Annotated in this window: 38 protein-coding genes; 33 read left to right on the plus strand and 5 right to left on the minus strand. The window is 44.0% G+C overall.

Going from position 1 to position 25,835, the window contains the following annotated elements; all coding sequences use genetic code 11:
• Positions 1-117: 117 nt before the first annotated feature.
• From gatB to gatC, 3 genes are all read right to left on the minus strand, one after another.
• Positions 118-1,629 carry an Asp-tRNA(Asn)/Glu-tRNA(Gln) amidotransferase subunit GatB gene (gene gatB, locus L0G63_RS02260; protein WP_301449213.1) on the minus strand — a complete coding sequence of 504 codons (1,512 nt, stop codon included), beginning with the start codon at positions 1,627-1,629 and terminating at the stop codon, positions 118-120.
• Positions 1,629-3,125 carry an Asp-tRNA(Asn)/Glu-tRNA(Gln) amidotransferase subunit GatA gene (gene gatA, locus L0G63_RS02265; protein WP_301449214.1) on the minus strand — a complete coding sequence of 499 codons (1,497 nt, stop codon included), beginning with the start codon at positions 3,123-3,125 and terminating at the stop codon, positions 1,629-1,631. The genes gatB and gatA overlap by 1 nt, the downstream gene beginning before the upstream one ends.
• Positions 3,126-3,222: 97 nt before the next feature.
• Positions 3,223-3,537, minus strand: coding sequence for an Asp-tRNA(Asn)/Glu-tRNA(Gln) amidotransferase subunit GatC (gatC, locus tag L0G63_RS02270; protein WP_301449215.1), 315 nt, complete (start codon positions 3,535-3,537; stop codon positions 3,223-3,225).
• Positions 3,538-4,198: 661 nt separating this feature from the next.
• Between gatC and L0G63_RS02275 the strand changes: the two genes are divergently transcribed.
• The 33 genes from L0G63_RS02275 to rplQ all read left to right on the plus strand — a co-directional run bounded on the left by L0G63_RS02275 (position 4,199) and on the right by rplQ (position 23,991).
• Positions 4,199-5,227, plus strand: a complete 1,029-nt coding sequence (locus tag L0G63_RS02275; protein WP_367618351.1) for a rod shape-determining protein — start codon at positions 4,199-4,201, stop codon at positions 5,225-5,227.
• A gap of 230 nt (positions 5,228-5,457) precedes the next feature.
• Positions 5,458-6,312 carry a rod shape-determining protein MreC gene (gene mreC, locus L0G63_RS02280; protein ID WP_301449216.1) on the plus strand — a complete coding sequence of 285 codons (855 nt, stop codon included), beginning with the start codon at positions 5,458-5,460 and terminating at the stop codon, positions 6,310-6,312.
• A 132-nt stretch (positions 6,313-6,444) separates the two neighbouring features.
• Complete coding sequence (mreD, locus tag L0G63_RS02285; protein WP_301449217.1) at positions 6,445-6,930, plus strand: rod shape-determining protein MreD; 486 nt, start codon at positions 6,445-6,447, stop codon at positions 6,928-6,930.
• A 73-nt stretch (positions 6,931-7,003) separates the two neighbouring features.
• Positions 7,004-7,708, plus strand: coding sequence for a nucleoside triphosphate pyrophosphatase (locus L0G63_RS02290; protein ID WP_301449218.1), 705 nt, complete (start codon positions 7,004-7,006; stop codon positions 7,706-7,708).
• A 163-nt stretch (positions 7,709-7,871) separates the two neighbouring features.
• A complete protein-coding gene (locus L0G63_RS02295) occupies positions 7,872-9,476 on the plus strand; it encodes an Rne/Rng family ribonuclease (protein WP_301449219.1) in 1,605 nt (534 codons plus the stop codon).
• Positions 9,477-9,885: 409 nt separating this feature from the next.
• A complete protein-coding gene (gene rpsJ / locus L0G63_RS02300; protein WP_010196670.1) occupies positions 9,886-10,197 on the plus strand; it encodes a 30S ribosomal protein S10 in 312 nt (103 codons plus the stop codon).
• A 49-nt stretch (positions 10,198-10,246) separates the two neighbouring features.
• A complete protein-coding gene (gene rplC / locus L0G63_RS02305) occupies positions 10,247-10,885 on the plus strand; it encodes a 50S ribosomal protein L3 (RefSeq protein ID WP_301449220.1) in 639 nt (212 codons plus the stop codon).
• Between the two features lie 14 nt (positions 10,886-10,899).
• Positions 10,900-11,502 carry a 50S ribosomal protein L4 gene (rplD, locus tag L0G63_RS02310; protein ID WP_058025577.1) on the plus strand — a complete coding sequence of 201 codons (603 nt, stop codon included), beginning with the start codon at positions 10,900-10,902 and terminating at the stop codon, positions 11,500-11,502.
• Entirely contained in the window at positions 11,499-11,849 is a 351-nt protein-coding gene (gene rplW, locus L0G63_RS02315) for a 50S ribosomal protein L23 (protein WP_301449221.1), read from the plus strand. The genes rplD and rplW overlap by 4 nt, the downstream gene beginning before the upstream one ends.
• 11 nt (positions 11,850-11,860) lie before the next feature.
• Positions 11,861-12,688 (plus strand): 50S ribosomal protein L2, encoded by an 828-nt coding sequence (gene rplB / locus L0G63_RS02320; protein WP_058025575.1) that lies wholly within the window; start codon positions 11,861-11,863, stop codon positions 12,686-12,688.
• Between the two features lie 12 nt (positions 12,689-12,700).
• Positions 12,701-12,976: a 30S ribosomal protein S19 gene (rpsS, locus tag L0G63_RS02325; protein WP_010196682.1), complete on the plus strand. Its 276-nt coding sequence runs from the start codon at positions 12,701-12,703 to the stop codon at positions 12,974-12,976.
• A 10-nt stretch (positions 12,977-12,986) separates the two neighbouring features.
• The gene (gene rplV, locus L0G63_RS02330; RefSeq protein ID WP_058025574.1) at positions 12,987-13,316 is read left to right on the plus strand and encodes a 50S ribosomal protein L22; all 330 of its coding nucleotides are present in this window, start codon (positions 12,987-12,989) and stop codon (positions 13,314-13,316) included.
• Between the two features lie 3 nt (positions 13,317-13,319).
• Positions 13,320-14,042: a 30S ribosomal protein S3 gene (gene rpsC, locus L0G63_RS02335; protein ID WP_301449222.1), complete on the plus strand. Its 723-nt coding sequence runs from the start codon at positions 13,320-13,322 to the stop codon at positions 14,040-14,042.
• A gap of 3 nt (positions 14,043-14,045) precedes the next feature.
• A complete protein-coding gene (rplP, locus tag L0G63_RS02340; RefSeq protein ID WP_025644399.1) occupies positions 14,046-14,459 on the plus strand; it encodes a 50S ribosomal protein L16 in 414 nt (137 codons plus the stop codon).
• The gene (rpmC, locus tag L0G63_RS02345) at positions 14,459-14,656 is read left to right on the plus strand and encodes a 50S ribosomal protein L29 (protein ID WP_025644397.1); all 198 of its coding nucleotides are present in this window, start codon (positions 14,459-14,461) and stop codon (positions 14,654-14,656) included. The genes rplP and rpmC overlap by 1 nt, the downstream gene beginning before the upstream one ends.
• On the plus strand, positions 14,653-14,928 hold the full coding sequence (gene rpsQ, locus L0G63_RS02350) for a 30S ribosomal protein S17 (RefSeq protein ID WP_021813375.1): 276 nt from the start codon (positions 14,653-14,655) through the stop codon (positions 14,926-14,928). The genes rpmC and rpsQ overlap by 4 nt, the downstream gene beginning before the upstream one ends.
• Before the next feature lie 183 nt (positions 14,929-15,111).
• On the plus strand, positions 15,112-15,480 hold the full coding sequence (gene rplN / locus L0G63_RS02355) for a 50S ribosomal protein L14 (protein WP_010196702.1): 369 nt from the start codon (positions 15,112-15,114) through the stop codon (positions 15,478-15,480).
• 8 nt (positions 15,481-15,488) lie between these two features.
• Positions 15,489-15,806, plus strand: coding sequence for a 50S ribosomal protein L24 (rplX, locus tag L0G63_RS02360; RefSeq protein ID WP_058025572.1), 318 nt, complete (start codon positions 15,489-15,491; stop codon positions 15,804-15,806).
• Positions 15,807-15,827: 21 nt separating this feature from the next.
• Positions 15,828-16,364, plus strand: a complete 537-nt coding sequence (rplE, locus tag L0G63_RS02365; RefSeq protein WP_301449223.1) for a 50S ribosomal protein L5 — start codon at positions 15,828-15,830, stop codon at positions 16,362-16,364.
• A 12-nt stretch (positions 16,365-16,376) separates the two neighbouring features.
• Entirely contained in the window at positions 16,377-16,682 is a 306-nt protein-coding gene (gene rpsN / locus L0G63_RS02370; RefSeq protein WP_075102277.1) for a 30S ribosomal protein S14, read from the plus strand.
• Positions 16,683-16,693: 11 nt separating this feature from the next.
• Complete coding sequence (gene rpsH, locus L0G63_RS02375; RefSeq protein ID WP_301449224.1) at positions 16,694-17,092, plus strand: 30S ribosomal protein S8; 399 nt, start codon at positions 16,694-16,696, stop codon at positions 17,090-17,092.
• A 176-nt stretch (positions 17,093-17,268) separates the two neighbouring features.
• The gene (rplF, locus tag L0G63_RS02380; protein ID WP_301449225.1) at positions 17,269-17,802 is read left to right on the plus strand and encodes a 50S ribosomal protein L6; all 534 of its coding nucleotides are present in this window, start codon (positions 17,269-17,271) and stop codon (positions 17,800-17,802) included.
• An 11-nt stretch (positions 17,803-17,813) separates the two neighbouring features.
• Entirely contained in the window at positions 17,814-18,164 is a 351-nt protein-coding gene (rplR, locus tag L0G63_RS02385) for a 50S ribosomal protein L18 (RefSeq protein ID WP_058025568.1), read from the plus strand.
• Positions 18,165-18,166: 2 nt separating this feature from the next.
• A complete protein-coding gene (gene rpsE, locus L0G63_RS02390) occupies positions 18,167-18,682 on the plus strand; it encodes a 30S ribosomal protein S5 (RefSeq protein ID WP_301449226.1) in 516 nt (171 codons plus the stop codon).
• A 20-nt stretch (positions 18,683-18,702) separates the two neighbouring features.
• Positions 18,703-18,882, plus strand: coding sequence for a 50S ribosomal protein L30 (rpmD, locus tag L0G63_RS02395; protein ID WP_010196714.1), 180 nt, complete (start codon positions 18,703-18,705; stop codon positions 18,880-18,882).
• Positions 18,882-19,322, plus strand: a complete 441-nt coding sequence (gene rplO / locus L0G63_RS02400) for a 50S ribosomal protein L15 (RefSeq protein ID WP_062843946.1) — start codon at positions 18,882-18,884, stop codon at positions 19,320-19,322. The genes rpmD and rplO overlap by 1 nt, the downstream gene beginning before the upstream one ends.
• Before the next feature lie 19 nt (positions 19,323-19,341).
• Positions 19,342-20,673 carry a preprotein translocase subunit SecY gene (gene secY / locus L0G63_RS02405; protein WP_301449265.1) on the plus strand — a complete coding sequence of 444 codons (1,332 nt, stop codon included), beginning with the start codon at positions 19,342-19,344 and terminating at the stop codon, positions 20,671-20,673.
• A 30-nt stretch (positions 20,674-20,703) separates the two neighbouring features.
• Positions 20,704-20,820, plus strand: coding sequence for a 50S ribosomal protein L36 (rpmJ, locus tag L0G63_RS02410; protein ID WP_011279805.1), 117 nt, complete (start codon positions 20,704-20,706; stop codon positions 20,818-20,820).
• A 247-nt stretch (positions 20,821-21,067) separates the two neighbouring features.
• Positions 21,068-21,424 (plus strand): 30S ribosomal protein S13, encoded by a 357-nt coding sequence (gene rpsM / locus L0G63_RS02415; RefSeq protein ID WP_301449227.1) that lies wholly within the window; start codon positions 21,068-21,070, stop codon positions 21,422-21,424.
• 20 nt (positions 21,425-21,444) lie between these two features.
• Complete coding sequence (gene rpsK, locus L0G63_RS02420; RefSeq protein WP_045454458.1) at positions 21,445-21,834, plus strand: 30S ribosomal protein S11; 390 nt, start codon at positions 21,445-21,447, stop codon at positions 21,832-21,834.
• A 48-nt stretch (positions 21,835-21,882) separates the two neighbouring features.
• The gene (gene rpsD / locus L0G63_RS02425; RefSeq protein ID WP_301449228.1) at positions 21,883-22,524 is read left to right on the plus strand and encodes a 30S ribosomal protein S4; all 642 of its coding nucleotides are present in this window, start codon (positions 21,883-21,885) and stop codon (positions 22,522-22,524) included.
• An 80-nt stretch (positions 22,525-22,604) separates the two neighbouring features.
• Positions 22,605-23,612, plus strand: a complete 1,008-nt coding sequence (rpoA, locus tag L0G63_RS02430; protein ID WP_301449229.1) for a DNA-directed RNA polymerase subunit alpha — start codon at positions 22,605-22,607, stop codon at positions 23,610-23,612.
• Positions 23,613-23,631: 19 nt separating this feature from the next.
• The gene (gene rplQ, locus L0G63_RS02435; RefSeq protein ID WP_021813387.1) at positions 23,632-23,991 is read left to right on the plus strand and encodes a 50S ribosomal protein L17; all 360 of its coding nucleotides are present in this window, start codon (positions 23,632-23,634) and stop codon (positions 23,989-23,991) included.
• Positions 23,992-24,078: 87 nt separating this feature from the next.
• Here rplQ and L0G63_RS02440 read toward each other — a convergent pair whose 3' ends face one another.
• Entirely contained in the window at positions 24,079-24,699 is a 621-nt protein-coding gene (locus L0G63_RS02440; protein WP_301449230.1) for an L-threonylcarbamoyladenylate synthase, read from the minus strand.
• A gap of 242 nt (positions 24,700-24,941) precedes the next feature.
• The gene (locus L0G63_RS02445) at positions 24,942-25,658 is read right to left on the minus strand and encodes an elongation factor P hydroxylase (RefSeq protein ID WP_301449231.1); all 717 of its coding nucleotides are present in this window, start codon (positions 25,656-25,658) and stop codon (positions 24,942-24,944) included.
• Positions 25,659-25,835 lie beyond the last annotated feature (177 nt).

A 25,835-nucleotide genomic window follows, 5' to 3' on the forward strand; every position in this document is an offset into this window, starting at 1 on the left:
TCAATTATGGCTATGTCTGATGCCAGCATACTTTTTAGAACACCACCAAAAATAAGAGTAAGCAAATTTCTTATGTGTACTTGGGTCTGAATTAGCCATCCTTTTTCCTTAATACAATTAACCCAACAATTCTTTTAGAATTTGGTTCACTTGCTGCGGGTTCGCACTACCGCGGCTGGCTTTCATCACTTGCCCGACCAAACCGTTAAAGGCTTTTTCTTTACCACCGCGATATTCTTCGACCATGGCTTCATTTTTTGCAATGACGTCTTCGACCATGGCTTTGATAGCGCCCGTGTCAGTCTCTTGCTTGAGGCCTTTGTCTTTGATGATTTTGTCTGCTGCATCATCACCAGTGCCGCCTTCACGCTCGTATAGCGCACTAAAGACTTTCTTAGCCAGTTTGCCAGATAGCGTGTCATCTTTGATACGTTTTAGCATACCAGCCAACTGTTTGGCGCTGATAGTAGAGTCGACGATGTCTTTATCATCTTTGTTCAGTGCGCCGAGCAAGTCGCCCATGACCCAGTTGCCAGCCATTTTGGCATCTGACTGACCGATTTCAGCCACCACATCTTCGAAGTAATCAGCAATCTGACGACTGGCCGTTAAGATACGAGCGTCATATTCTGACAGACCCAGTGCTTCTTCAAAGCGTGCACGACGAGCGACTGGTAGCTCTGGCATGGCTGCTTTGATCTCATCGACCGTATGCTGCTCGATACGGACTGGCAGTAGGTCAGGATCAGGAAAGTAGCGATAGTCGTTGGCGTCTTCTTTGGTACGCATGGTGCGTGTTTCATCGCGCTCTGGATCATATAGCATCGTTGCTTGTACGACTTTGCCACCATCTTCTAGGATGTCGATTTGACGCTCGATTTCACGATTGATAGCACGTTCGATAAAGCGGAAAGAGTTTAGGTTTTTAAGCTCAGTACGGGTACCGAGATCAGCGCCTGGCTTGCGTACAGAGACGTTACAGTCACAGCGGAATGAGCCTTCAGCCATCACAGCGTCTGAAATACCGAGCCAAGTGACTAGCTGATGAATGGCTTTGATGTAGGCAAGCGCTTCGTGAGCAGAGCGCATGTCTGGCTCAGAGACGATTTCGATCAGCGGCGTACCCGCACGGTTCAAATCCACACCTGTCATACCATCGACGGCATCATGTACCGATTTGCCCGCATCTTCTTCTAGATGGGCGCGGGTAATACCCATACGTTTTGGATATTCGTTTTTCTCGCCTTCGTTGACCACGACATCGATATAGCCAACGCCTACGATAGGATTAGCCATCTGAGTGATTTGATAGCCTTTAGGCAAGTCAGGGTAAAAGTAGTTCTTACGATCAAACGTATTAAACAGACCCAGCTCAGCGTTGACACCGATACCAAACTTTAGGGCACGTTCGACTACGCCCGCATTTAGCACTGGCAATACGCCAGGCAGGCCCAAATCGACGATACTGGCTTGGCTGTTTGGCTCATGACCAAAGTCAGTTGGCGCACTAGAGAATATCTTACTTTCTGTATTTAGCTGGCAGTGAATCTCGATGCCGATGACCACTTCATAACCATCAACGAATAGCTCTTTACGCACGGTATTGTTATCAGTAGTTGCTGTACTCATTATACCGTCTCCTTTGCGATGGCTGAGTGTTGTAAATGGTGATCTGTATGCTGCTGGAACAGATGGGCAGTTGTAAGCAGTTGACTCTCTTGCCAGTGCTTACCGATCAATTGTAGGCCAATTGGGAGGCCAGCTGCGGTTAGACCTACTGGCTGACTGAGTGCAGGTAGACCTGCCAAGTTGACCGCGATGGTATAGACATCACCTAAGTACATCGTTGCAGGATCAAGATCTTCACTAAGCTTGTAAGCCGCGGTCGGTGCCGTTGGGCTCGCGATCACATCACAGCTAGCAAAGGCTTCATCGAAGTCTTTGACGATTAGGCGGCGGATTTTTTGTGCTTTAGTATAGTAAGCATCGAAGTAGCCAGCCGATAGCGCATAAGTCCCCGTCAGGATACGGCGCTGTACTTCAGGGCCAAAGCCTTCAGAACGTGAGCGCGTGTATAGATCGATCAGATCCGTTGGGTTTTCACAGCGATAGCCAAAACGTACGCCATCGAAGCGTGATAGGTTCGATGATGCTTCGGCAGGTGCTAGCATGTAGTAAGTGGCAAGCGTGATTTCAGGGTCAGTGATGTTCACTTCTACAATTGTTGCGCCCAGCTCTTCGTATTTCTTGAGCGCGGCACGTGCTGCTTGTTCGACTTCGCTATCAAGCCCTGTGCCAAAGTATTCTTTGGCCACACCAATACGCAAACCGTCAAATGGCTTATCACCAGCCGCAGCCTCTGCATCATTGATGTCTTGTACGTAGTTAGGCATATCGTATTTGATAGAAGTGGCATCGCGCGTATCGTGACCAATCATTGGCTGTAGCAAATAAGCACAATCTTTGGCGCTGCGTCCCATGCTACCCGCTTGGTCTAGACTTGAGGCGTAGGCAATCATACCAAAACGTGACACACGGCCATAAGTCGGTTTGATACCCGTTAGGCCACAGAATGAAGCAGGCTGGCGAATAGAGCCGCCCGTATCACTACCAGTCGCAACAGGGACAAAACCTGCAGCAACCGCGGCAGCACTACCACCTGATGAGCCGCCAGGGACGCGCTCTAGGTTCCAAGGGTTCTGTACGGTGCCGTAGTAAGAGCTACTATTGTCTGAGCCCATGGCGAACTCATCCATATTGAGCTTACCTAAGCTAATCATGCCAGCTTTGTCGATGTTAGATACGATAGTCGCGTCATATGGCGAGACAAAGTTATGTAGCATCTTTGAACCACAAGTGGTCAGGACACCTTGGGTGCAAAAGATGTCTTTGTGTGCCATCGGTACGCCAAGCAGCGGACGCTGATCGCCTTGTGCGCGCATCTCGTCTGCCGCCTTTGCTTGTGCACGTGCTGTCTCAGAGGTATGCGTGATAAAACTATTGATTTTGCCATCTAGCGCGTCGATACGCTTGATATAGTGCTCGGTTAATTCTGCGCTGCTAAATTGCTTGTCTTGCAAGCCTGCAATCAGCTGCTCGGTACTTAATAGATGAAGTTCAGACATAAGGTGTCGTCCGTCAAAGTGTGAATAACATAAAATAAAATGGGGTCATGAAGAGGGCGTAACGATATCAGTTAGCCAAAATATTAGTCAGCCTCGATCATTCGATGACTTGTGGCACAAGATACAAGCCTTCTTCGACAGCAGGCGCGACGGACTGATTACGCTCGCGATTGATATCGTGTTTGGCCACGTCAGCACGCAACTCTTGGCAGGCTTCATGGATATTGGCTAATGGCTTGATGTCTGTCGTATCAACATTAGATAGCGTGTCCATCAGCTTTAATACTTTACTGATATCATCGGCATAACTATCGGCAGTGCTTTCATCGACACCCAAGCGCGCAAGGTTGGCAACTTCTAAGATTTCTTCACGGCTGACAGTGTTGTCAGACGTTGTTGGTTGCTGAGACATAGTTTCTCCAGTTAAGGACAGTTTTTGTTAGAGTAGGTGACTACGCAAGTCAGAGCAAGTCAGAATACGTAAGCGCTAAAATAAAATAGGTTACAAAGTTGGCTTATTATAAAGCATCTGACTCAAGTTTACAGAGCATGAGGCTTGATTGGGCCACAATATCAATCAATAGGCTAGGTCAGTCACTAACTAGCATCAATCAAGAAGGTTTGATGGTATAAAAATACACTCCCATTTATAAAATTGACCCCCTAATTCATGATTGATTTTCAATTGCTTCCCAATTAGGTTCTAAAATGCGTTACAGTATGCACCTACTACTAAGCAAAACAACTATCTGCCTGTAGAGCCTTGTTAGTTATCGAATTAAATACTGTTCCATTGAGTGGAATGATAGTCACTACTATTTCAAACTTTGTAACAACTTTTAGCGTCTCAGACAAAAATCCTTGCTTACTGATGCAAATAGCTATGTTTTTTTTGAGCTAAATCGGTATAATTTAGCTCAGTTTTTCATATCATCATTATTGCTTAGGTTTGACTGGTTGCGATGATTCACTTTCGCTCCCGTTAATGTCTAACGACGACCTGCTCAACACTGACGAGTAACACCTCAGTCAATCTCATTCGCCTCATTCGTAAGACGCTGGATATATTAGTCATGAACCTGTTTGGATTTTTATCAAATAATATCGCTATCGACCTCGGTACTGCGAACACCCTTATTTTTATTCCTAATAAAGGCGTCGTACTTGACGAGCCTACGGTGGTCGCATTACGAAGCAATCGTACTCAAAACCCGACTGTCGCGGCTGTCGGTATCGATGCCAAGCAAATGCTGGGTCGTACGCCTGCCAATATCACAGCGATTCGCCCGCTCAAAGACGGCGTGATTGCTGATTTTGAAGTGACGCAAAAAATGCTAAAACACTTCATCACTAAGGTAAAAGCCAAGCGTTTTTTGGCACAGCCTAACGTGGTGGTTTGTGTGCCATGTAAGTCGACCTTGGTTGAGCGTAAGGCGATTCGCGAGGCGGTATCATCAGCGGGCGCGAGCAAAGTCTTATTACTAGAAGAGCCAATGGCTGCGGCTATCGGTGCTGGCATGCCTGTTCATGAAGCCAGTGGTTCTATGGTCGTCGATATCGGTGGTGGTACAACTGAGATTGCTGTTATCGCGCTATCTGGTTGTGTCTATGCTGAGTCTATTCGCATTGGCGGTGATATGTTTGATGAGGCGATTATTACACATGTGCGCCGTACGCATGGTTGTGTGATTGGTGAGACGACCGCTGAGCGCATCAAAAAAGAAGTTGGCTCTGCATTGAATGAAAATAGCCAGCTAGAAGTAGAGGTTCGTGGTCGTAGCATGGCAGAAGGCGTACCAAAGACCTTTATCGTAAACTCAGAAGAAATACAAAAAGCCCTGACTGATCCACTAAGCGGTATCATCAGCGCGGTAAAAGTAGCCCTTGAGCAGACTCCACCAGAGTTGTCATCAGATATCGCAGAGCGTGGTATTGTGCTGACAGGTGGTGGGGCGTTATTGCGCGATTTAGATAAACTGATCTCACAAGAGACAGGCTTGCCAGTGACAGTAGCAGAAGACCCTTTAACTTGTGTCAGTCGTGGTGGTGGTATCGCCCTTGATTTCATCAATAACAAAAGCTTGAACATGATTTTTGTCTAAATAGCTTTTGCTCATGAGCATGGTCTCCTGGTTAGGATACCTATAATGCCTCATGATTTATGCATCAATCATTGATGTAGCCGATGCGATCACAATTATATAAATTAAAGGTAGCCGACTGCGCTGCCTTTAATTGCATTAATCCATGCTGTAACTCAATGCTACCGATAAACACGTATACCCTCAATAAGTGTGATTGTTCATTTTAGAATTCTTAAATTAGACGACTTATGACTCCAAGTATTTTTGCGCGCCAAGCACTATCACTTCGTAAGACTGCTATCGTGTTGATAGCGGCCTTAATTCTGATGTGGTTTGATAGCAAAAATTCGGAGTGGTTCAATCCAGTGCGCAGTACCAGCCACGCCGCTATGCAGCCTATTTATGAGCTGTCTTTATTGCCAAGCTATGCCACGCATTGGGCGAGTGGCAGCATCCAGTCAAAAGAAGCCCTACGCCGCGAAAACATGCAGCTAAAATCACAACTTATTCATGCACATGCCAAACTGCAGCAGCAAGATTATATCTTGGCACAAAATGCGCGCTTGCAAGGGATTTTATCCACCACAAAGCCTGAGCAGTTTGATTTGAATTTGGCGCAAGTCATTGGTACAGATACCAACTTGCTTAGACAGATTGTCGTACTCAACAAAGGCAAGCAAGACGGCGTGCAAGTTGGACAAACGGTCATTGATGAAAATGGTATTTTGGGGCAGATTATCAATGTTTATCCAAATACGAGCCGTTTGTTATTGATTACAGATGAGCAGCAATCAGTGGCTGTCACCGTCAAGCGGACAGGTCAACGGGCTATTGTGACAGGTCAGGGCATCCCATCTGCACTGAGTCTAAACTATGTCTTTAAAACCTCAGATGTCCGTGTGGGTGATGAGCTGGTGTCATCGGGATTGGGCGGGCGTATCCCAGCGGGTTACCGTGTTGGCCGTATCGCTCATATCAAAGATGAGCAGGCTGATAACTTTAGAAGCATTGAGGTCACGCCAGCTGCAAACTTTATTGACAACGCTTATGTCTTGATATTACAAGACAAAATGCTCGCTAAGAGTAAGAGCATTAGTCAATGAGTTCTGATGTCATAACGTTTTAACCAACAATGCCAGCTGCCTTTTTTATCAAAATTTTGCCTATCGTACTATCTCATTATTACCCAATGCATCCTATAACAGCGGTCGCTACACAATCGAAGGTAAGTACTCATGTCGTATCCTGATTCTGAGAATTCAACGGCACTGTTGATTGTGGTCATTGTTCTAAGCTTTATCATTGCCTCCTCGCTTAATGTTTATCCCCTAAGTCCCAATATGGCAACACTACGGCCCATGGTTATGATTATGGTGCTGATATATTGGCTATTGTTTCAACCGCGCTATGTCGGTATTTTTACCGCATTTACCATTGGACTTATCGCAGATCTTTTAATGGATACCCATCTGGGGCAGCAGGCTTTTGCCGCTGTTGTGGTCGCGTTGGTGATTAAAATCACAAGCATTTATGTTAAGCAATTAAACACCATCAGCGCATGGCTGATAGCCAGCCTAGGATTGGTTGTTTTTCAGTTCAATTTGTGGATACTACAGATGTTCATACAAAACATTTTTGTCGCAAAGTCCGCCTTGTCACTTATGATGAGCATCATCAGTTGGCCACTCGTGTTATTGGCATTACGCAAGTTTGCTCGTTGATGGCGAGTCTATCCCTGCCTCTAGACACTATAAACACACATATCCTATCCATGCATTAAGAAAGAGAAGAGCGATGAATATCATTTTAGCATCTGGTTCACCGCGCCGCCGTGAATTATTAGCAAGAGCACAGTTGGACTTTCGGGTGTTGAGCGTAGATATTGATGAATCTTTGCAAGACAACGAAGCGCCAAAAGACTATATCGAACGTATGGTTGCCACCAAAGCCGCTACCGCTATAGAGCAATTAAACGACGCGTTAGAACTTGATAAAATCGTCGCAAGCGATGCCAACGAGTCAATCATCATACTGACTTCTGATACCATCGGTGTGCTACTAGATGGCAAAACGGTATTGGTCAAACCAACCGGTCGTGATCACGCTTATAGCATGTGGCAGCAGATGTCAGACAATGTCCATGAAGTGTGGACTGCCGTACAAGCAACCAAACTGCAATTATTACCCAAAGCAGCAGAGCACCATACATTAGGGTCTACCAGAGCGTTTCACCTCATCGACCAACAGCAAATCACTGAGCGTACAGAAGTAGCTTTTGTACCATTAACCATCAAGATGATGAGTGATTACTGGGAGAGTGGAGAGCCAGCGGACAAAGCGGGCGGTTATGGCATTCAGGGCCTAGGTGCCGCCTGGGTCAGCCGCATCAATGGCAGTTATACCAATGTTGTCGGACTACCACTCGCCCAAACATTGGCATTAATAAAAACGATGACAGAGCCCAGTGAACATATAAGTGCAGTGAAAACAGATAGGTAATGTGACTATTTGGCATGATGCAAGAACAGTCACTTGATGACAGTTAGAGATGCACATAATGACACGGTAGGGCAATGGGCAAGAGCAAGGCGCATTTGTTACACTATAAAACCAATAGACGATGAACGTCTGACAAGAAAGCTAAGAGATAAGAGAAAAAACTATGTCTGAAGAGCTGCTGATTAATATTAGTCCAATGGAATCCCGGGTTGCGGTTTTAGACAATGGTATCTTGGGTGAAATTTATATTGAGCGACATCATAAGCTGGGTCTGGTCGGCAATATCTATCTGGGTACAGTTGTACGTGTCCTGCCAGGTATGCAGGCCGCTTTTGTCGATATCGGTCAATCGCGGACAGCTTTTTTACATGTGAACGACATGCAGCGTGAGCCTCGGGCTGTCTCTGAAAGTAAAAGCAAAGCCGCGACAAATGCCAAAAAAGAACATAATGATAATGGCTCTATCATAGAAACCTCCGACGATGGGTTAGCCATGACGCCACCTGTTGTCAGTGCGCGAAGTACAGAGATTGTGCCTGTCTCCAAGACACTGATTCAACATCGTTTGCATGAGAGCCAGCGTATTTTGGTACAAGTCACTAAAGACCAATTAGGCAGTAAGGGTGCTCGCTTAACGACCAATATATCGTTGCCATCTCGCTATCTGGTTTATCTACCATCAAGCGATCATATCGGTATATCACAGCGTATTGATGGTGAAGAAGAGCGCACGCGTCTAAAAACTGAGCTTAGTAGCTTAATGCAAACGGTCAATCTAAAAGGTGGACTCATCGCTCGTACTGCCGCCGAGCGTGTTCCTGTAAACAAGCTAGAAGAGGATATTTATTACCTGTTGCAGCTGTGGCGTACCATCTGTGCTCGTCGCCAAGAGATCAATCATCATCAAAGCTCGGAGCTGATTTACCAAGAGCTATCGCTACCACTACGCTCTATCCGTGATCTGGTTCATGCCGATACCGAAAAAGTGATCATCGATAATACCCAAACCTATGAGCAAATCAGATACTTTGCCAAGGAGTTTGTGCCTTTTGTGTATGATCGAATCGTACACTATACAGCAGAGCAGTCACTGTTTGACGTACACCGTGTCGAGGATGACTTGCGTGACGCCTTAAAACGCCGTGTTGATCTAAAATCTGGTGGCTATTTGATCATCGATCAAACAGAGGCTATGACTACTATTGATGTGAATACTGGCTCTTTTGTAGGTGGTCGCTCACTAGAAGACACTGTCTACAAAACTAACTTAGAGGCCACGCATGCCATCGCTCGTCAGCTACGCTTGCGTAATTTGGGCGGCATTATCATACTTGATTTTATTGATATGCTAGAGCAGCAGCACAAAGATGATGTGTTAGAGAGTCTGCAAGCACAGCTGACTCAAGATTATGCCAAAACCAAAATCACACAGGTTAGTGAGCTTGGATTGGTAGAGATGACCCGTAAGCGCACGCGTGAATCCTTGGGGCAGCAGCTGTGTGAGCCTTGCTCGACCTGCCAAGGCCGCGGGTTTGTCAAAACGGCAGAGACAGTTTGCTTTGAGATATTTCGCGAGATCATGCGCTGCGCTCGTACTTACAACTCACCCAAAAAATTCACCGTTGTAGCTCATGCGGCGGTCATTGATTTACTACTGACCTCAGAGTCAGATACAGTAGCAGATTTAGAGTATCTATTGGGTCGAGTGATTACATTTGACGTAGAAAATCTATATACCCAAGAGCAGTACGATATTGTTTTGGACTGATATTACTGAGCCTACTGCCAGAGACTTGCTACAAGTATTTTGACCAATAAAACAGTTTTCTGAAAAATGTAGGTCTTCAATCACGCTAGAGATTGCCCTTGCAATACCTAAAATACTCTGTATAATACACACCACTGAATTATATATGCGCGGCTGACTAAAAAAGCTGGCGCTATGACAGCTAGAGCATCGTTTCTAGCACTATTTCATTATGCCTTTGCTGACATCCATTATAGGAGAGTTGGCGGGGCTTTAAACTATTTTACTTTTGGCACGCTATAAGTTCGGATAAAGAACTCATTCTGGTTAAGAACAGAAGGCCGCTTTAAGTGAATATTTAACCAAACTGCTTTTGATCATAGTCTTGCAAACCAAGAATGACGAAAGCACATATTAGGAGCTTGCTGGCATGGCTAACCAGAGAATCCGTATCCGTCTTAAGTCTTTTGATCATCGTCTGATTGATCAATCTGCACAAGAGATTGTTGATACTGCAAAGCGCACCGGTGCGCAAGTTTGTGGTCCTGTACCGTTGCCGACTCGCATTGAGCGCTTCAACGTTCTAACCTCACCACACGTTAACAAAGATGCTCGTGACCAGTACGAAATCCGTACTCACAAGCGTATGGTTGATATCGTTCAGCCTACTGATAAAACTGTGGATGCGCTAATGAAATTAGATTTAGCGGCGGGTGTTGACGTCCAAATTGCTTTGGGTTAATGCACATTACACACCCAACCCATTAATATAAGATATAAAGAGGTCTAAAATGGCGATCGGTTTAGTCGGTAAAAAATGCGGCATGACCCGTGTCTTCACTGAAGCAGGCGCATCTATCCCTGTAACAGTGGTTGAGGTCGATGCAAACCGCATTACTCAAGTAAAAAATACTGATGTAGATGGTTATCAAGCCATCCAAGTCACCACAGGTACCCGTCGTGACAGCCGCGTAACTGCTGCACAAAAAGGTCACTTCGCGAAAGCTGGCGTTAAAGCTGGTCGTGGTGTTTGGGAATTTCGTGTCAACGATAGCGATCTTGAAGGTCGTGAGATTGGCGGTGAGATTCTAGCTGACTTGTTTGAACAAGGTCAGATAGTTGATGTGACAGGACAAAGCAAAGGTAAAGGCTTCCAAGGCGGCGTGAAGCGTCACAACTTTAGTATGCAAGATGCTACTCATGGTAACTCAGTGTCTCATCGTGCACATGGTTCAACTGGTCAAAACCAGTCACCAGGTAAAGTATTCAAAGGCAAAAAGATGGCGGGTCAGATGGGTAACAAACGTGTTACTGTTCAAGGCCTAGAAGTGATTTCGGTTGACGCCGAAAAAGGGTTGCTTGTCATCAAGGGTGCTATCCCAGGTGCCACCGGTGGCGATGTTATCGTACGTCCGTCAGTCAAAGCCTAAGCAAGGGGATTAACGTGGATTTAAAAACAGTTACAGGTGCGGCGGTTGAGCTTTCTGATACGGCTTTTGGTCGTGAATTCAATGAAGCATTAGTGCACCAAGTCGTCACCGCTTATTTAGCTGGTGCTCGCCAAGGTACACGCGCTCAAAAAACCCGTGCCGAAGTCTCTGGCGGTGGTATCAAGCCATGGCGCCAAAAAGGTACTGGTCGCGCTCGTGCGGGCTCTATTCGTAGCCCAATCTGGCGTTCAGGTGGTCGTGCATTCGCTGCAAAACCACAAGATTGGTCACAGAAAGTAAACCGTAAAATGTATCGCGGTGCGATGCAGTGCATCCTAGCAGAATTGATTCGTCAAGAGCGTTTGATTTTGGTAGAAGAGTTGAGCGTTTCTGGGCCGAAAACTAAAGAACTGATTGCAAAGCTAAATGAGCTTGATGCACCACGTGCATTGATCGTCACCAAAGAAGTTGACGAAAACTTATACTTAGCTGCTCGCAACATTCCGCACGTCAATGTACTTGGTACAAATGAAGTGGATCCAGTGAGCTTGATCGCATTTGATAAAGTGATCATGTCAGTTGAAGCTGCGAAACAATTTGAGGAAGCACTAGCATGAACAACGCAAGACTTTATCAGGTCTTAAGAGGGCCTGTATTCTCAGAAAAATCTCAAATGCTTGGCGACTCACTTGGTGTGCAGGTATTTAAAGTTGACTCTAACGCTACTAAGCTTGAAGTCAAAAAAGCAGTTGAGTTGATGTTTGAAGGTGTTGAAGTTACTAAAGTAAACACTTTGAATGTTAAAGGTAAGACAAAGCGTTTTGGTAAAAGTATCGGCTGTCGTAACGACTATAAAAAAGCCTATGTTACCTTAAAAGCTGGTCAAGATGTACAAATGGCTGATGCTGGTGAAGAAGTCGCAAACACGACTGCCTCTACTAGTGAAACAGCGAATAACGAATAAGGATTACACTCATGCCTATCGTAAGAGCAAAGCCAACATCACCAGGCCGTCGTTTTGTTGAAAAAGTGGTGCATCCACACCTTTACAAAGGTCGTCCTTATGCAGCGCTTCTAGAATCAAAAAGTAAGTCAGGTGGTCGTAACAATAATGGTCGTATCACTACTCGTCACATTGGCGGTGGTCATAAGCAACATTATCGCATTATCGATTTCAAACGTACTAAAGACAATATCCCAGCTGTGGTAGAGCGTATTGAATACGATCCTAACCGTACTGCACATATTGCATTACTTAAGTATGCTGATGGCGAACGTCGTTACATCATCGCTGCTAAAAAACAAGCAGTTGGCGATACAGTAATGTCAGGCGAAACATCTCCAATACGTCCAGGTAACTGCCTACCGCTAAAAAACATCCCATTGGGTACTGTGATCCATAATATCGAACTTAAAATCGGTAAAGGTGCACAGATGGCTCGTTCTGCGGGTGCTAGCGTTCAGTTATTAGGCCGTGACGGTATCTACGCTATTCTACGTCTACGTTCAGGCGAAACTCGCCGTGTACACGTAAACTGCCGTGCTGTTATTGGCGAAGTTTCTAACACTGAAAACAACTTGAAATCACTTGGTAAAGCTGGTGCTTCACGTTGGCGTGGTGTTCGTCCTTCAGTTCGTGGTGTCGCGATGAACCCGGTTGATCACCCACATGGTGGTGGTGAAGGTCGTAACAAAGGTCGCCATCCAACTAGCCCTTGGGGTCAGAAGTCTAAAGGACTTAAAACGCGTCATAATAAGCGTACTGACAACATGATCATCCGCCGCCGCGCCAAGAAGAAATAAAGGAAGAATTTCATGCCTCGTTCATTGAAAAAAGGTCCATTCATAGACGCGCACTTATTTGCTAAAGTTGAGAATGCATTAGACACCAACTCACGCAAGCCAATTAAAACTTGGTCGCGCCGCTCGATGATCCTACCACAAATGGTTGGCTTAACTTTATCTGTCCACAACGGCCGTACTCACGTACCGGTTATCGTAAGTGAGCAGATGGTTGGTCATAAACTAGGTGAATTTGCCCCGACTCGTACGTATCGTGGTCATGGCATTGACAAAAAAGCTAAGAGATAAGGTGCTTACCATGGAAGTAACTGCAAAATTACGCGGTGCCGCCATATCGGCACAAAAAGTTAGACTCGTTGCTGATGAAGTTCGTGGCAAATCTATTGAGCGTGCTTTGGATATCCTAACGTATAGCAATAAAAAAGGCGCTATCTTTGTTAAGAAATGTCTTAACTCAGCCATCGCCAATGCCGAACATAATCACGGCCTAGATATTGACGACCTAAAAGTCGCTACTATCTATGTTGATGAAGGCATTACGCTAAAACGTATCCTACCACGTGCCAAAGGTCGCGCTGATCGTATCAGCAAGCGTACTTGTCACATCACTATAAAGGTAGGAGAATAAGTTATGGGTCAAAAGGTACATCCAATTGGAATTCGTCTTGGTGTTGTAAAAAAGCATAACGCAAACTGGTATGCTGATCCTAAACAATACTCAGAATACCTAATCAACGATATTCAAGTTCGTGAATATCTACGCAAAAAGCTAGATAACGCAATGATCAGCAACATCATGATCGAGCGTCCTACTGGCGCTGCTAAGATTACTATCGCCACTGCGCGCCCTGGTATCGTTATCGGTAAGAAAGGCGAAGATATCGAAAGACTTCAAAAAGAATTGACCAAAATTATGGGCGTACCTGCTCAGGTCAACATTGAAGAAATCACGTCACCTGATCTTGATGCACGTTTGGTAGCAGACGGTATCGCAAGCCAGCTTGAGCGTCGTGTTATGTTCCGCCGTGCGATGAAGCGCGCTGTACAGAACAGCATGCGTTCTGGTGCTAAAGGTATTAAAGTTGAGCTGTCTGGCCGTCTTGGCGGTGCTGAGATTGCTCGTAGCGAATGGTATCGTGAAGGCCGTGTGCCATTGCATACACTCCGTGCAGATATTGACTACTCGTCAATTCGTGCAGAGACAACTTACGGCACCATCGGTGTTAAAGTTTGGATTTTCCGCGGCGAAATCCTTGACGGTATGAACAGCGTTTATAATCCCGTTAAAGAAGAGCAGACTCGTGCGCCAAAACGCCGTGGTCGTGGAAACCGTCGAAACTCAGACAGAGGTTAAACTATGTTACAGCCAAAACGTACCAAGTTTCGTAAAATGCATAAAGGTCGTAACACTGGGCTAGCTCATCGTGGAAGCACCGTTGCATTCGGACAAATTGGTCTAAAATCATTGACGCGTGGTCGTATGACAGCCCGTCAAATCGAAGCAGCACGTCGTACCATTACTCGTAAAATCAAGCGTGGTGGTAAGATTTGGATTCGTGTATTCCCAGACAAGCCAATTACCAACAAGCCATTAGAAGTACGTATGGGTAAAGGTAAAGGTCCAGTTGAGTACTGGGTATGCGAAATCAAGCCTGGTAAAGTGCTATATGAAATTGAAGGGGTATCTGAAGAGCTTGCTCGCGATGCATTAACGCTTGCTGCAGCAAAACTGCCCTTTAAAACTACCATTGTTAAGCGGACGATAATGTAATGAAGATCAGTGAATTACGTGATAAATCATTAGAAGAACTGACCCAGTTACTTGATGAAAAGCAACTTGATGCTTTCCGTATTCGTATGGCTAAAGCAACTGGTCAGTTGGGTAATACCCATGAAGTCAGAGCAAATCGTCGTACGATTGCTCAGCTTCAGACTTTGATTAACGAGAAACAACGAGGCGACTCATGAGCGATAACAATCAAACAGCTACCAATGCTAGCGTATTGACAGGACGAGTTGTCAGCGACAAGATGGACAAGTCCATCACAGTTTTGATTGAGCGTCTGGTTCGTCATCCTTTGTATGGCAAGCAGCTTCGTCGTTCTACTAAAATCAAAGCACATGATGAGAACAATGTTTGTCAACAAGGCGACCTTGTCCGCATCAAAGAAACGCGTCCAATCTCAAAAACTAAGTCTTGGACTCTAGTTGATGTGGTTGAAAAAGTAGAAAAAATCTAAGTAAATTGCATTGAAAGCCAGAAGCTGTTAAAATAGCCGCCTTTTTAAGGATGCTGATTGCGCCGAGCGTATATCACTCACATTAAGAGTAAGTTGCGGTTATTTATATTAAAATGCCGCCTTGCTCATTCTGTGCTAGCGGCAGCAACTGGTTTTTATTGCTCATACGTGTGGAGTAACGCTATGATTCAGGTTGAGTCAATGCTGGAAGTTGCAGACAATAGCGGTGCAAGGCGAGTTCAGTGCATTAAAGTACTGGGTGGTTCTCATCGTCGTTATGCATCAGTTGGCGACATTATTAAAGTAACGGTTAAAGAAGCCATTCCTCGTGGTCGTGTCAAAAAAGGCGACGTGATGAATGCAGTAGTTGTACGTACCAAAAAAGGCGTTCGTCGTCCAGATGGTTCTGTGTTACGTTTTGATGACAATGCTGCGGTATTGTTGAACCAAAACAAAGCGCCAATTGCAACTCGTATTTTTGGACCGGTAACTCGTGAACTACGTGGTGATCAGTTTATGAAAATTGTATCACTAGCACCAGAAGTATTGTGAGGTAATCCATGTCAAAATTACGTAAAGGCGATACAGTTATCGTGATTGCTGGGAAAGACAAAGGCAAGCAAGGCACTGTACAAGCTGTAAAAAACGATCGTATTAAAGTTGAAGGCGTTAATATTGTTACTAAACATCAGAAGCCAAATCAGGCGACTGGCGTTGAAGGTGGCATTCTTAAGCAAGAAGCTTTTATGCATATCTCAAATGTCGCAATCTTAAATGCGCAAACCCAAAAAGCAGACCGTATTACTTATCAGTTTGGCGAAGATGGCAAGAAACAACGCGTCTATCGTTCAAACGGTGAAGTAGTGGCGACTGCGTAAGACACTAAGGGTGTAATGGTAATGGCAAGATTAAAATCTTTATATAACGATAAACTAAAGCAGCAAATCAAAGAAGAGCTTGGTTTAGACAATGTGATGCAAGTGCCTAAAATCACTAAAATCACACTTAACATGGGTGTAGGCGGTGCGTCTCAAGATAAGAAATTACTTGAAGGTGCTGTAGCTGATATGACTGCGATTGCTGGTCAAAAACCTATTGTCACTAAAGCGCGTAAATCAGTTGCTGGTTTTAAGATTCGTGAAGAATGGCCAATTGGCTGTAAAGTAACGCTACGCGGTGAGCAAATGTACGAATTTTTAGATCGTCTCGTTGCCATTGCAATTCCTCGTATTCGTGATTTCCGCGGTTTTTCACCTAAAGCCTTTGACGGACGTGGTAACTACTCATTGGGTATCAAAGAACAGATCGTATTCCCAGAAGTAGATTTTGACAAAATTGATCGTATCCGTGGTATGGATGTGACAATCACCACGTCAGCTCAATCTGATGAAGAAGGTCGTGCGTTGCTTAAAGCATTCGGCTTCCCATTTAAATAAGGTAAAGACGTTATGGCAAAGAAGAGCATGATTAACCGCGAATTAAAACGCGAAAAAATGGTTGCTAAATATGCTGAAAAGCGTATCAAGCTAAAACAAACTATCAGTGATATCAACGCATCAGACGAAGAGCGTATGGACGCGATGTTAGAGCTACAAGCACTACCACGCAACGCCTCACCAGTACGTCTCCGTAATCGTTGTGCTATCACCGGTCGTCCTCACGGTTACTTCCGCAAGTTTGGCTTATCACGCAATATGCTGCGTGAACGTGTCATGCAAGGCGATGTGCCTGGTGTTCGTAAAGCAAGCTGGTAAGGAGTAACTATATGAGTATGCAAGATACCGTTGGGGATATGCTAACCCGTATCCGTAACGCACAAATGGCTAACAAAGTATCGGTAACAATGCCGAGCTCTAAATTACGTAAATCAATTGCTGATTTGCTAGTTAGCGAAGGTTATGTGGCAAGTGCTGTTGTTACTGAAGAAGAAAACAACAAAGCAACCCTTACTATTGAATTAAAATATTTCGAAGGCCGTGCTGTCATCGAAACAATTCAACGTTATAGCCGTCCTGGTCTTCGCCAGTTCCGCGGTAAAGATGATATCCCTACTGTTAAGCAAGGTATGGGTGTTGCTATCGTATCTACAAGCCAAGGTATCATGAGCGATCGTGCTGCACGCGCTGCTGGTATCGGTGGTGAAATCGTTGCATTTGTAGCGTAAGCTATACGACGATGAAGTCTATTTGATGGTGGTTAGACTTCTATTGATTGAGTAATATTAAATTATTTCAAATTGATAGGTGTCTAACACGGTCAACTATGCTAAACTAACACGCTTTTTAGCCTGTTAGTTTTTTCGCTAATAAAAGCAAGTTAAATTTTTTAAGGAATATTCCTATGTCTCGTGTGGCTAAAGCCCCAGTAACGCTGCCAAGTGGCGTAAGCGTTACTTTGAACGATCGGCAGGTCGAAGTTAAAGGCAAGAACGGTACTATGTCTTTACACCTGCATGAATTGGTCGAGCTGAAACAGGAAGATGATGCTATCATTTTCTCACCTGCAGTCGATTCACAAGAAGCTATGATGCACACAGGCACCATGCGCGCACTGTTAAACAACTATGTAACAGGCGTGAGCGAAGGCTTTGAAAAACGTCTTCAGCTAATTGGTGTTGGTTATCGCGCACAAGTTGCTGGTAACAAAGTAACCTTGAACGTTGGCTACTCTCATCCAGTAGAGTACACACTACCTGAAGGTGTATCGGCTGAAACCCCAACGCAAACTGAAATTGTTTTGAAATCAAACAATAAACAGCAGCTTGGTCAAGCAGCGGCTAATATCCGTGGTTTCCGCCCACCTGAGCCTTATAAAGGCAAAGGTATTCGTTATAGTGACGAGCATGTGATTCGCAAAGAAGCTAAGAAAAAATAAGGTGAGTTGAAATGTTTGATAAAAAAGCAGCTCGTCTGCGTCGAGCTAAGAAAACACGCGCGCATATCCGTCATCTAGGCGTTCATCGCTTAACGGTTAACCGCACGTCAAAACATATTTATGCCCAGATTATCTCTCCAAATGGTGGTGAAGTGATTGCTCAGGCATCTACCTTAGACAGCAGCTTGCGTTCAGGCGCGACTGGTAATGCTGATTCAGCAACGTCTGTAGGCCAAATGATCGCAGAACGCGCAAAAGCAGCTGGCATTACTAAAGTTGCCTTTGACCGTAGTGGTTTTAAATATCATGGTCGAGTTAAAGCTTTAGCAGAAGCTGCTCGCGAAAACGGATTGGAGTTTTAATCATGGCTAGAAATGATAAAAATGAAAAAAATGAACAGACTGACGGTTTAGTAGAACGCTTAGTTACCGTTGATCGCGTTGCAAAAGTTGTTAAAGGTGGTCGTATTTTCTCTTTCACTGCATTGACTGTAGTGGGTGATGGAAATGGCCGTGTTGGCTTTGGTCGTGGTAAAGCTCGTGAAGTGCCAGCTGCTATCCAAAAAGCACTAGAAGCTGCCAAACGCAATATGATTACTGTTGAATTAAATGATGCAACTTTGTATCATCCGATCAAAGCAAGTCATGGTGCTAGTAAAGTTTACATGCAGCCTGCATCTGAAGGTACTGGCGTAATCGCTGGTGGCGCAATGCGTGCTGTATTAGAAGTTGCTGGTGTCAAAGACGTTTTGACTAAATGTTATGGTTCTACCAATACTGCTAACGTTGTTCGTGCAACGTTTAACGGTTTACGTGATATGTCAACTCCAGAGAAGATGGCAGCTAAACGTGGTAAATCTGTAGACGAAATCTTGGGTTAACTTAGACTAGGTGAGTTACGATGAAAAAAATGAAAGTCACTCAATTTAAATCGGGTGCCCATCGCCTAAAGAGCCACAAAGCGAGCTTGAAAGGATTGGGTTTACGCCGCATTAATCATACTGTTGAAGTAGAAGATACTCCTTCAACACGTGGTATGGTCAATCGCGTTAACTACATGGTAAAAGTGGAGGAAGCGTAATGGGTCTTAGATTAAATGAATTATCACCAGGTGTTGGCGCAAAGAAAACTGCCCAACGTCGTGGTCGTGGTATCGGTTCAGGTCTTGGTAAGACTGGTGGTCGTGGTGTAAAAGGTCAAAAATCTCGTTCAGGTTCTAGCATTCGCTCAGGATTTGAAGGTGGTCAAATGCCTTTATATCGTCGTCTACCAAAATTTGGTTTTACCAGTAAACTGGCTATGAAGACTGCTGAAGTACGTCTTTCTGAACTGAATAAAATTGAAGGCGATGTAGTTAGCATCGAAACACTTAAAGCCGCTAATCTTATCCGTCATGATATGAAGCGTGCTCGTGTTATGCTATCAGGCGAAGTTACTAAAGCTTATACCTTTAAAGGTATCAAAGTGACTAAAGGTGCTAAGCAAGCAATCGAAGCTGCTGGTGGTAGCATCGAGGAGTAGTAACGTGTCAAAACAATCAATGACCTCAAGTGGTATACCGCTTAATCCATTCACATTTATACGTAAGTATGATGAATTATGGTCGCGTTTATTATTCTTAATCGGCGCATTGATTGTTTATCGTTTAGGGTCACACATTCCAGTACCGGGTATCAATCCGGTCAACTTGGCTGATCTGTTTTCGCGCAACGAAAACACCATCTTGAGCATGTTTAATATGTTCTCAGGTGGTGCGCTAGAGCGTATGTCCATCATGGCACTTGGTATTATGCCATATATTTCAGCATCGATTATTGTACAGATGATGTCTGCGGTATTGCCATCGCTTGAAGCCCTCAAAAAAGAGGGTGAGGCAGGACGGCGCAAGCTAAATAAGTATACTCGTCAAGGGACACTTGCTTTAGCACTAGTACAGTCATTAGGGATGTGTGCTGGCTTAATCAGTCAAAATCTTACGTTATCCTCTGGTCTTACCTTCTATATTCCAGCCGTCACGTCACTAGTAGCGGGCGCAATGTTCTTGATGTGGCTTGGTGAGCAGATTACAGAACGTGGCGTTGGTAATGGTATCTCAATGCTCATTTTTGCGAGTATTGTGGCTGGTACGCCAAGTATGATTTCGCAGTCGATTGAACAGGTCAATCAAGGTCAGATGAACTTGATTGTACTATTTATTTTTGTATTGTTAGGCATCGCGGTCACTGCTGGTATCGTCTATATCGAACGTGCTCAGCGCCGTGTTCCTGTCAACTATGCACAGAAGCAGCAACAAGGCCGCAAAATTTATGCTCAGCAGCAGTCACATCTGCCGCTAAAGCTTAATATGGCAGGGGTTATCCCAGCTATTTTTGCAAGCTCTTTATTGTTATTTCCTGCAAGCTTAGGGCAGTGGGTTGGTCAATCAACAGATCCTACCTTTATACAAAAAATATTACAGAATATGGCATTGGTATTGTCTCCAGGGCAACCACTATATTTAGTACTGTTTGGCGCAATGATTATTTTCTTCTGTTATTTCTACACGGCTTTAGTATTTAGCCCACGCGAAGTAGCAGAAAACCTTAAACGTAGTGGTGCGTATATCCCAGGTATTCGCCCAGGACAACAAACTCAGCGTTACCTAGATCATGTATTAAACCGACTGACCTTTATTGGCGCGATGTATATGACGGTTATTTGTTTAATGCCAATGGTCGTCCAGTCATCGTTTGGTGTACCGTTCCATCTTGGTGGTACGTCGCTACTGATTATGGTGGTTGTGGTAATGGATTTCATCTCACAGATTCAAGCACATTTGATGACCCATCAATATCATGATCAGACGTTAATTCAATCGCCCACTCAATCTTAATGAGCGGTACGATATTTCAAGGAGCATGCTATGAAAGTTCAAGCATCAGTTAAGAAGATTTGTGGTAGCTGTAAAGTTGTGCGCCGTAAAGGCCGTGTACATGTTATTTGTACAGCAGAACCACGCCACAAGCAACGTCAAGGTTAATATTTGATATTAAAAGTTCTTTAACTTTTGCTATTAAATAAATTAATACTTGATAAATAACGGCGGATGGTATATCATCCGCCACTTGCCGTGTTTATACAAAATCTTTTATAATAAAATCGATGAGCAGACTTATAGTCAAAACATCGATAGTGACTATGAAAGCTCTAGTATTAACAGCAACAAATCTGAAAAATAACGCCTTATTGATAAATAACGCTTATTTTTCTTTAATGGAGAGAAATCAATGGCTCGTATTGCCGGCGTAAACATTCCGGATAATAAGCATGCTGTTATTTCATTAACTTACATCTTTGGTATCGGTCGTACCACTGCTCAGAAAATTTTAGAAGCAGTTGGCATTGCCCCTAATACTAAAGTTAGCCAGTTAGATGATACACAGTTGGATGCTATCCGTGCACAAGTTGCAAATTACATGACTGAAGGTGACCTTCGTCGTGAAGTTTCAATGAATATCAAACGTTTAGTTGATCTTGGTTGTTACCGTGGCATCCGCCATCGTCGTAACCTACCAGTTAGAGGTCAGAACACCAAGAACAACGCTCGTACTCGCAAGGGTCCGACACGTCCTCTCAAAAGATAATTAACTTAGGAAGCTAAAAGATGGCAAAAGACACTCGTAGTCGCAAGAAGGTGACTCGTCGTTCAGTATCGGAGGGCATAGCCCATATCCATGCGTCTTTTAATAACACCATTGTTACGATTACCGATCGTCAAGGTAATGCATTGGCTTGGGCCACTTCAGGTGGACAAGGCTTCCGTGGTTCACGTAAATCTACACCATTTGCAGCTCAGGTTGCAGCTGAAGTTGCTGGTAAAGCCGCTCAAGAATATGGTGTTAAGAATATCGACGTTTTGGTCAAAGGACCAGGACCGGGTCGTGAGTCTGCGGTAAGAGCACTAGGTGCATTGGGTTATAAAGTTAACAGCATCTCTGATGTAACCCCAATCCCACACAATGGTTGCCGTGCGCCGAAAAAGCGCCGCGTCTAATATTAAAGACGAAGCTTTTTATATCAAAAGCTTATAGGAGACATAACAATGGCCCGCTATATTGGACCAAAACTAAAATTATCACGTCGTGAAGGCACAGATCTAGGTCTTAAGTCTGGCGTTAAACCATATGACGTAAAAACGAAGAAAGCTGGTCGTCCACCAGGTCAACATGGCGTAAGCCGTAATAAGACCTCAGAATATGCTTTACAGCTGCGCGAAAAGCAAAAAGTTAAGCGTATTTATGGTGTATTAGAGCGTCAGTTTGCTAACTACTATAAAGAAGCTGCTCGTAAGCGCGGTGCTACTGGTGAAAACTTGTTAGCAATGCTTGAGAGTCGTTTAGATAACGTAGTATACCGCATGGGCTTTGGCTCAACTCGCGCCGAAGCACGTCAGCTAGTTAGCCATCGTACCGTTATGGTTAAAAAAGCTGGCCGTGATGAGTTTGTTCGTGTGAACATCCCATCAATCCAGTTGCAAGACGGTGATGTCATCGCTATTCAAGAGAAGTCTCGCGAACAGCTACGTATCAAGAACGCTATCGAACTAGCGTCACAACGTGGTATTCCAGAATGGCTTGACGTTGATCACAGCAAATTACAAGGTACTTTCAAGAAAGCACCTGATCGTATTGATCTACCTGCTGAAATTAACGAAAGCTTGATCGTTGAGCTATACTCTAAGTAATAACGTAATGCTCAATGTTATAGAAATAGCATTGAGCAACTCACGTTAATTAAACCAGTTTAATAAATCGAGGTGACATCATGATGCTAAATGCAACTGAGTTTCTAACGCCGAATGCCATTAATGTGGATACGGTTAATGAAACGATTGCGAAAGTCACGCTCGAACCGTTAGAACGCGGCTTTGGGCATACCCTAGGTAATGCTCTACGTCGTATCTTGTTATCTTCATTACCTGGTGCTGCAGTCATTGAAGCTGAAATTGATGGTGTTGACCATGAATATTCAACGCTTGAAGGGCTACAAGAAGATGTACTTGACTTGCTTTTGAACCTAAAAGGCTTGGCAATTACGCTTCATGACCAAAATGAAGTATTCTTGACCTTGGATAAACAAGGTCCAGGCACTATCACTGCTGCAGATATCTCGTTGCCGCACAATGTTGACATTATCAATCCAGAATTGGTTTTGGGTACATTGAGCGATCGTGGTCATCTTAAGATGCGTTTGCGTGTAGTGATGGGTCGTGGATATGAGCCAGCAAATCAACGCCGTGAAGATGGTGATACTAGAGCAATTGGACGCTTAAAGCTTGATGCAAGTTTTAGCCCTGTGCTACGTGTTGCTTATCAGGTTGAGAACGCTCGTGTTGAGCAGCGTACTGATCTTGATCGTCTTATCGTTGAGCTTGAAACTAATGGCACTATAGATCCAGAAGAAGCAATTCGTAAAGCAGCAACTATTTTACAGCAACAGATTTCAATCTTTGTTGACCTAGAAGCTGAAGAAGCGCCTGAGCCTGTGAAAGAAAAAGAAGAGGTTGATCCGGTGCTATTACGCCCTGTGGACGATCTTGAACTAACGGTTCGCTCAGCCAACTGCTTGAAAGCTGAAAACATTTACTATATCGGTGATTTGGTACAGCGTTCAGAGACTGAACTTCTAAAAACCCCAAATCTTGGTAAGAAATCATTAACAGAAATCAAAGACGTACTAGCGTCTAAAGATTTAGAGCTCGGTATGCGCCTAGATAACTGGCCACCAGCTGATTTACGTGTTGATGATCGCTTTTCTTATCGTAGCCGTTAAACTTTAAGGATTTTTGACTATGCGCCATCGTAAGAGTGGAGTCAAGCTGGGTCGTACCGGCAGTCATCGTAAGGCAATGTTTCAGAACATGACCAACTCATTATTTGAGCATGAACTGATCAAAACAACTTTACCAAAAGCTAAAGAACTACGTCGCGTTGCCGAGCCATTGATCACTATGGCTAAAGAAGACAGCGTTGCTAACCGTCGTTTAGCATTCAGCCGTATGCGTAGCAAAGCTATGGTAGGCAAATTATTTGGCACGTTAGGTCCTCGTTACCAGACGCGTCCAGGTGGTTACTTGCGTATCGTAAAATGCGGTTACCGTGATGGTGACAACGCGCCAATGGCTTATGTAGAATTGGTTGATCGTGACTAATTTTGCAATAAAGACATATTTTAAAAAAGCTCCAATTGAATTGGAGCTTTTTTTGTCTAAAATTTGGCTATCAATATTGTTGACTGGTCACAGGAGTAATGACTCGACATCACCAGCACCCTGTCTGACCAGCTCAGGTCTACTACTGGTCATATCTATAATGGTAGTCAGCTTCGTTGTTTTTATGCCTGCATTGATCAAGCCGTCTATTTGATTGCCTAATAAATCCTCAATCTCAAATGGATCGTCCAATATGTCATCACGATTGGGAAGGATTAATGAGCTGGTTAGAATAGGCCCATCCATCGCTTCTAACAATGCTTGAGCAATGGAGTTACTAGGTACACGAATACCAATAGTTTTTTTCTTTGCATGCGCCAACTTTTTTGGTACGTCTTTGGTGGCAGTAAGAATAAAAGTAATTGGGGCAGGTGTGTGTGCTTTCAGCTGCTTAAATTGCACGTTATCTACGGTTGCATAGTTAGCAATTTCACTTAGGTCACGGCACAGCAAAGTGAATTGATGCTTGTCGTCAAGCTCACGAATTTGCTTAAGCTTGGTTAAAGCGTCTTTTGCTCCTAACCGACAACCAAAAGCGTAGCTGGTGTCTGTTGGATAAATGATCAACTGATCTTTGCGCAGTAAGTCAGCTGCTTGCTCGATCAGACGCGGTTGTGGATTGTCTGGATGAATATAAAATACGTCCATAATAGTTTCCTTATTTTGTAATTATTGGTTTTATTGTTTATCTAAACGATTCTAATCGATATGGAGATGAATAAGAGCAAGTTAAAATGTAGCCGATATTACTCAAATAACGATATCGTTTGAATCATCAGTATATCTCAAAGCAAATACAGGTTTAGTGGCAAGGCGTTACCAACCGTAGAAAATCGTTAACAAGAGAAAAAATGAATATATTGATACTTATGTTTTTCTTTAAATAACAATTATGCTTTTATGCAAATACTAAGCAGTGCACCAAGTAACGTTTTAGCATCGCGTGGTAGGGTCTGTGGTTTTGCGATATAGCTTTCTACCTGCTGATAGACATCATGAGCAAAGGTGCTGCCACTGGTATCAAAATCAGCAAACAGATTGTCTTGTGATACTTGAAAGCGTCTATTACACGCTAGAGTAAACAGACATTCTAATGCTTGCGGTTTGATCTCTACGCGCTCAAATGCTTGCTGCTGAGCTGCCGTTCGACCATCTGGGGCATACCAGTAGCCAAAGTCAGGCAAACGTCTACGAGCGTCACCAGCCAGGCACCAGTGACTGATTTCGTGCAATGCGCTGGCAAAAAAGCCATGGGCAAATTCGATTCTAGCAGGTTTGTTCCCTTTGGCAGGAAAATACTCCGGCTCACTTTCGCTACGAGCCAATACGACACGCTGATTGTAGAATAAAGTATTGAACAGCTGTATGAGCCATTCAGTAGCTAAGCGTTCGCGTACGGATTCTGTTTGAATCGTATCATCGATAGTAGAAAGTTCATGCCACTGGTTGCTCCATTTCTCTAAGCACTCAATACTACCAAAATACAAAGTAGCAAGAGAGTGTCTGTCTGCATTATCATTTAGTTGAGTCAAGCGCTGTAGCAGCACATCGGACTGAAGTGAGGAGGTAAGAGTGGAAAAATCGATCTTATTATTAGACAAGTCCATAGACAAAACAGTGACTCAATAAATGTTAAAGACAGAAAAATCTTTAACTAAAAAAGGAAAATTAGAGGCGTTTAAACAATTCGCTATCAAAAAATCTTAACATACTAGCGCTAGCGCAGCATGGCACTTTCCGTTAGTATGGCAGGCAATATTATACACCGTTTTTATGAATGAGGC

Source organism: Psychrobacter sp., assembly GCF_030454045.1.
GTDB lineage: Bacteria > Pseudomonadota > Gammaproteobacteria > Pseudomonadales > Moraxellaceae > Psychrobacter.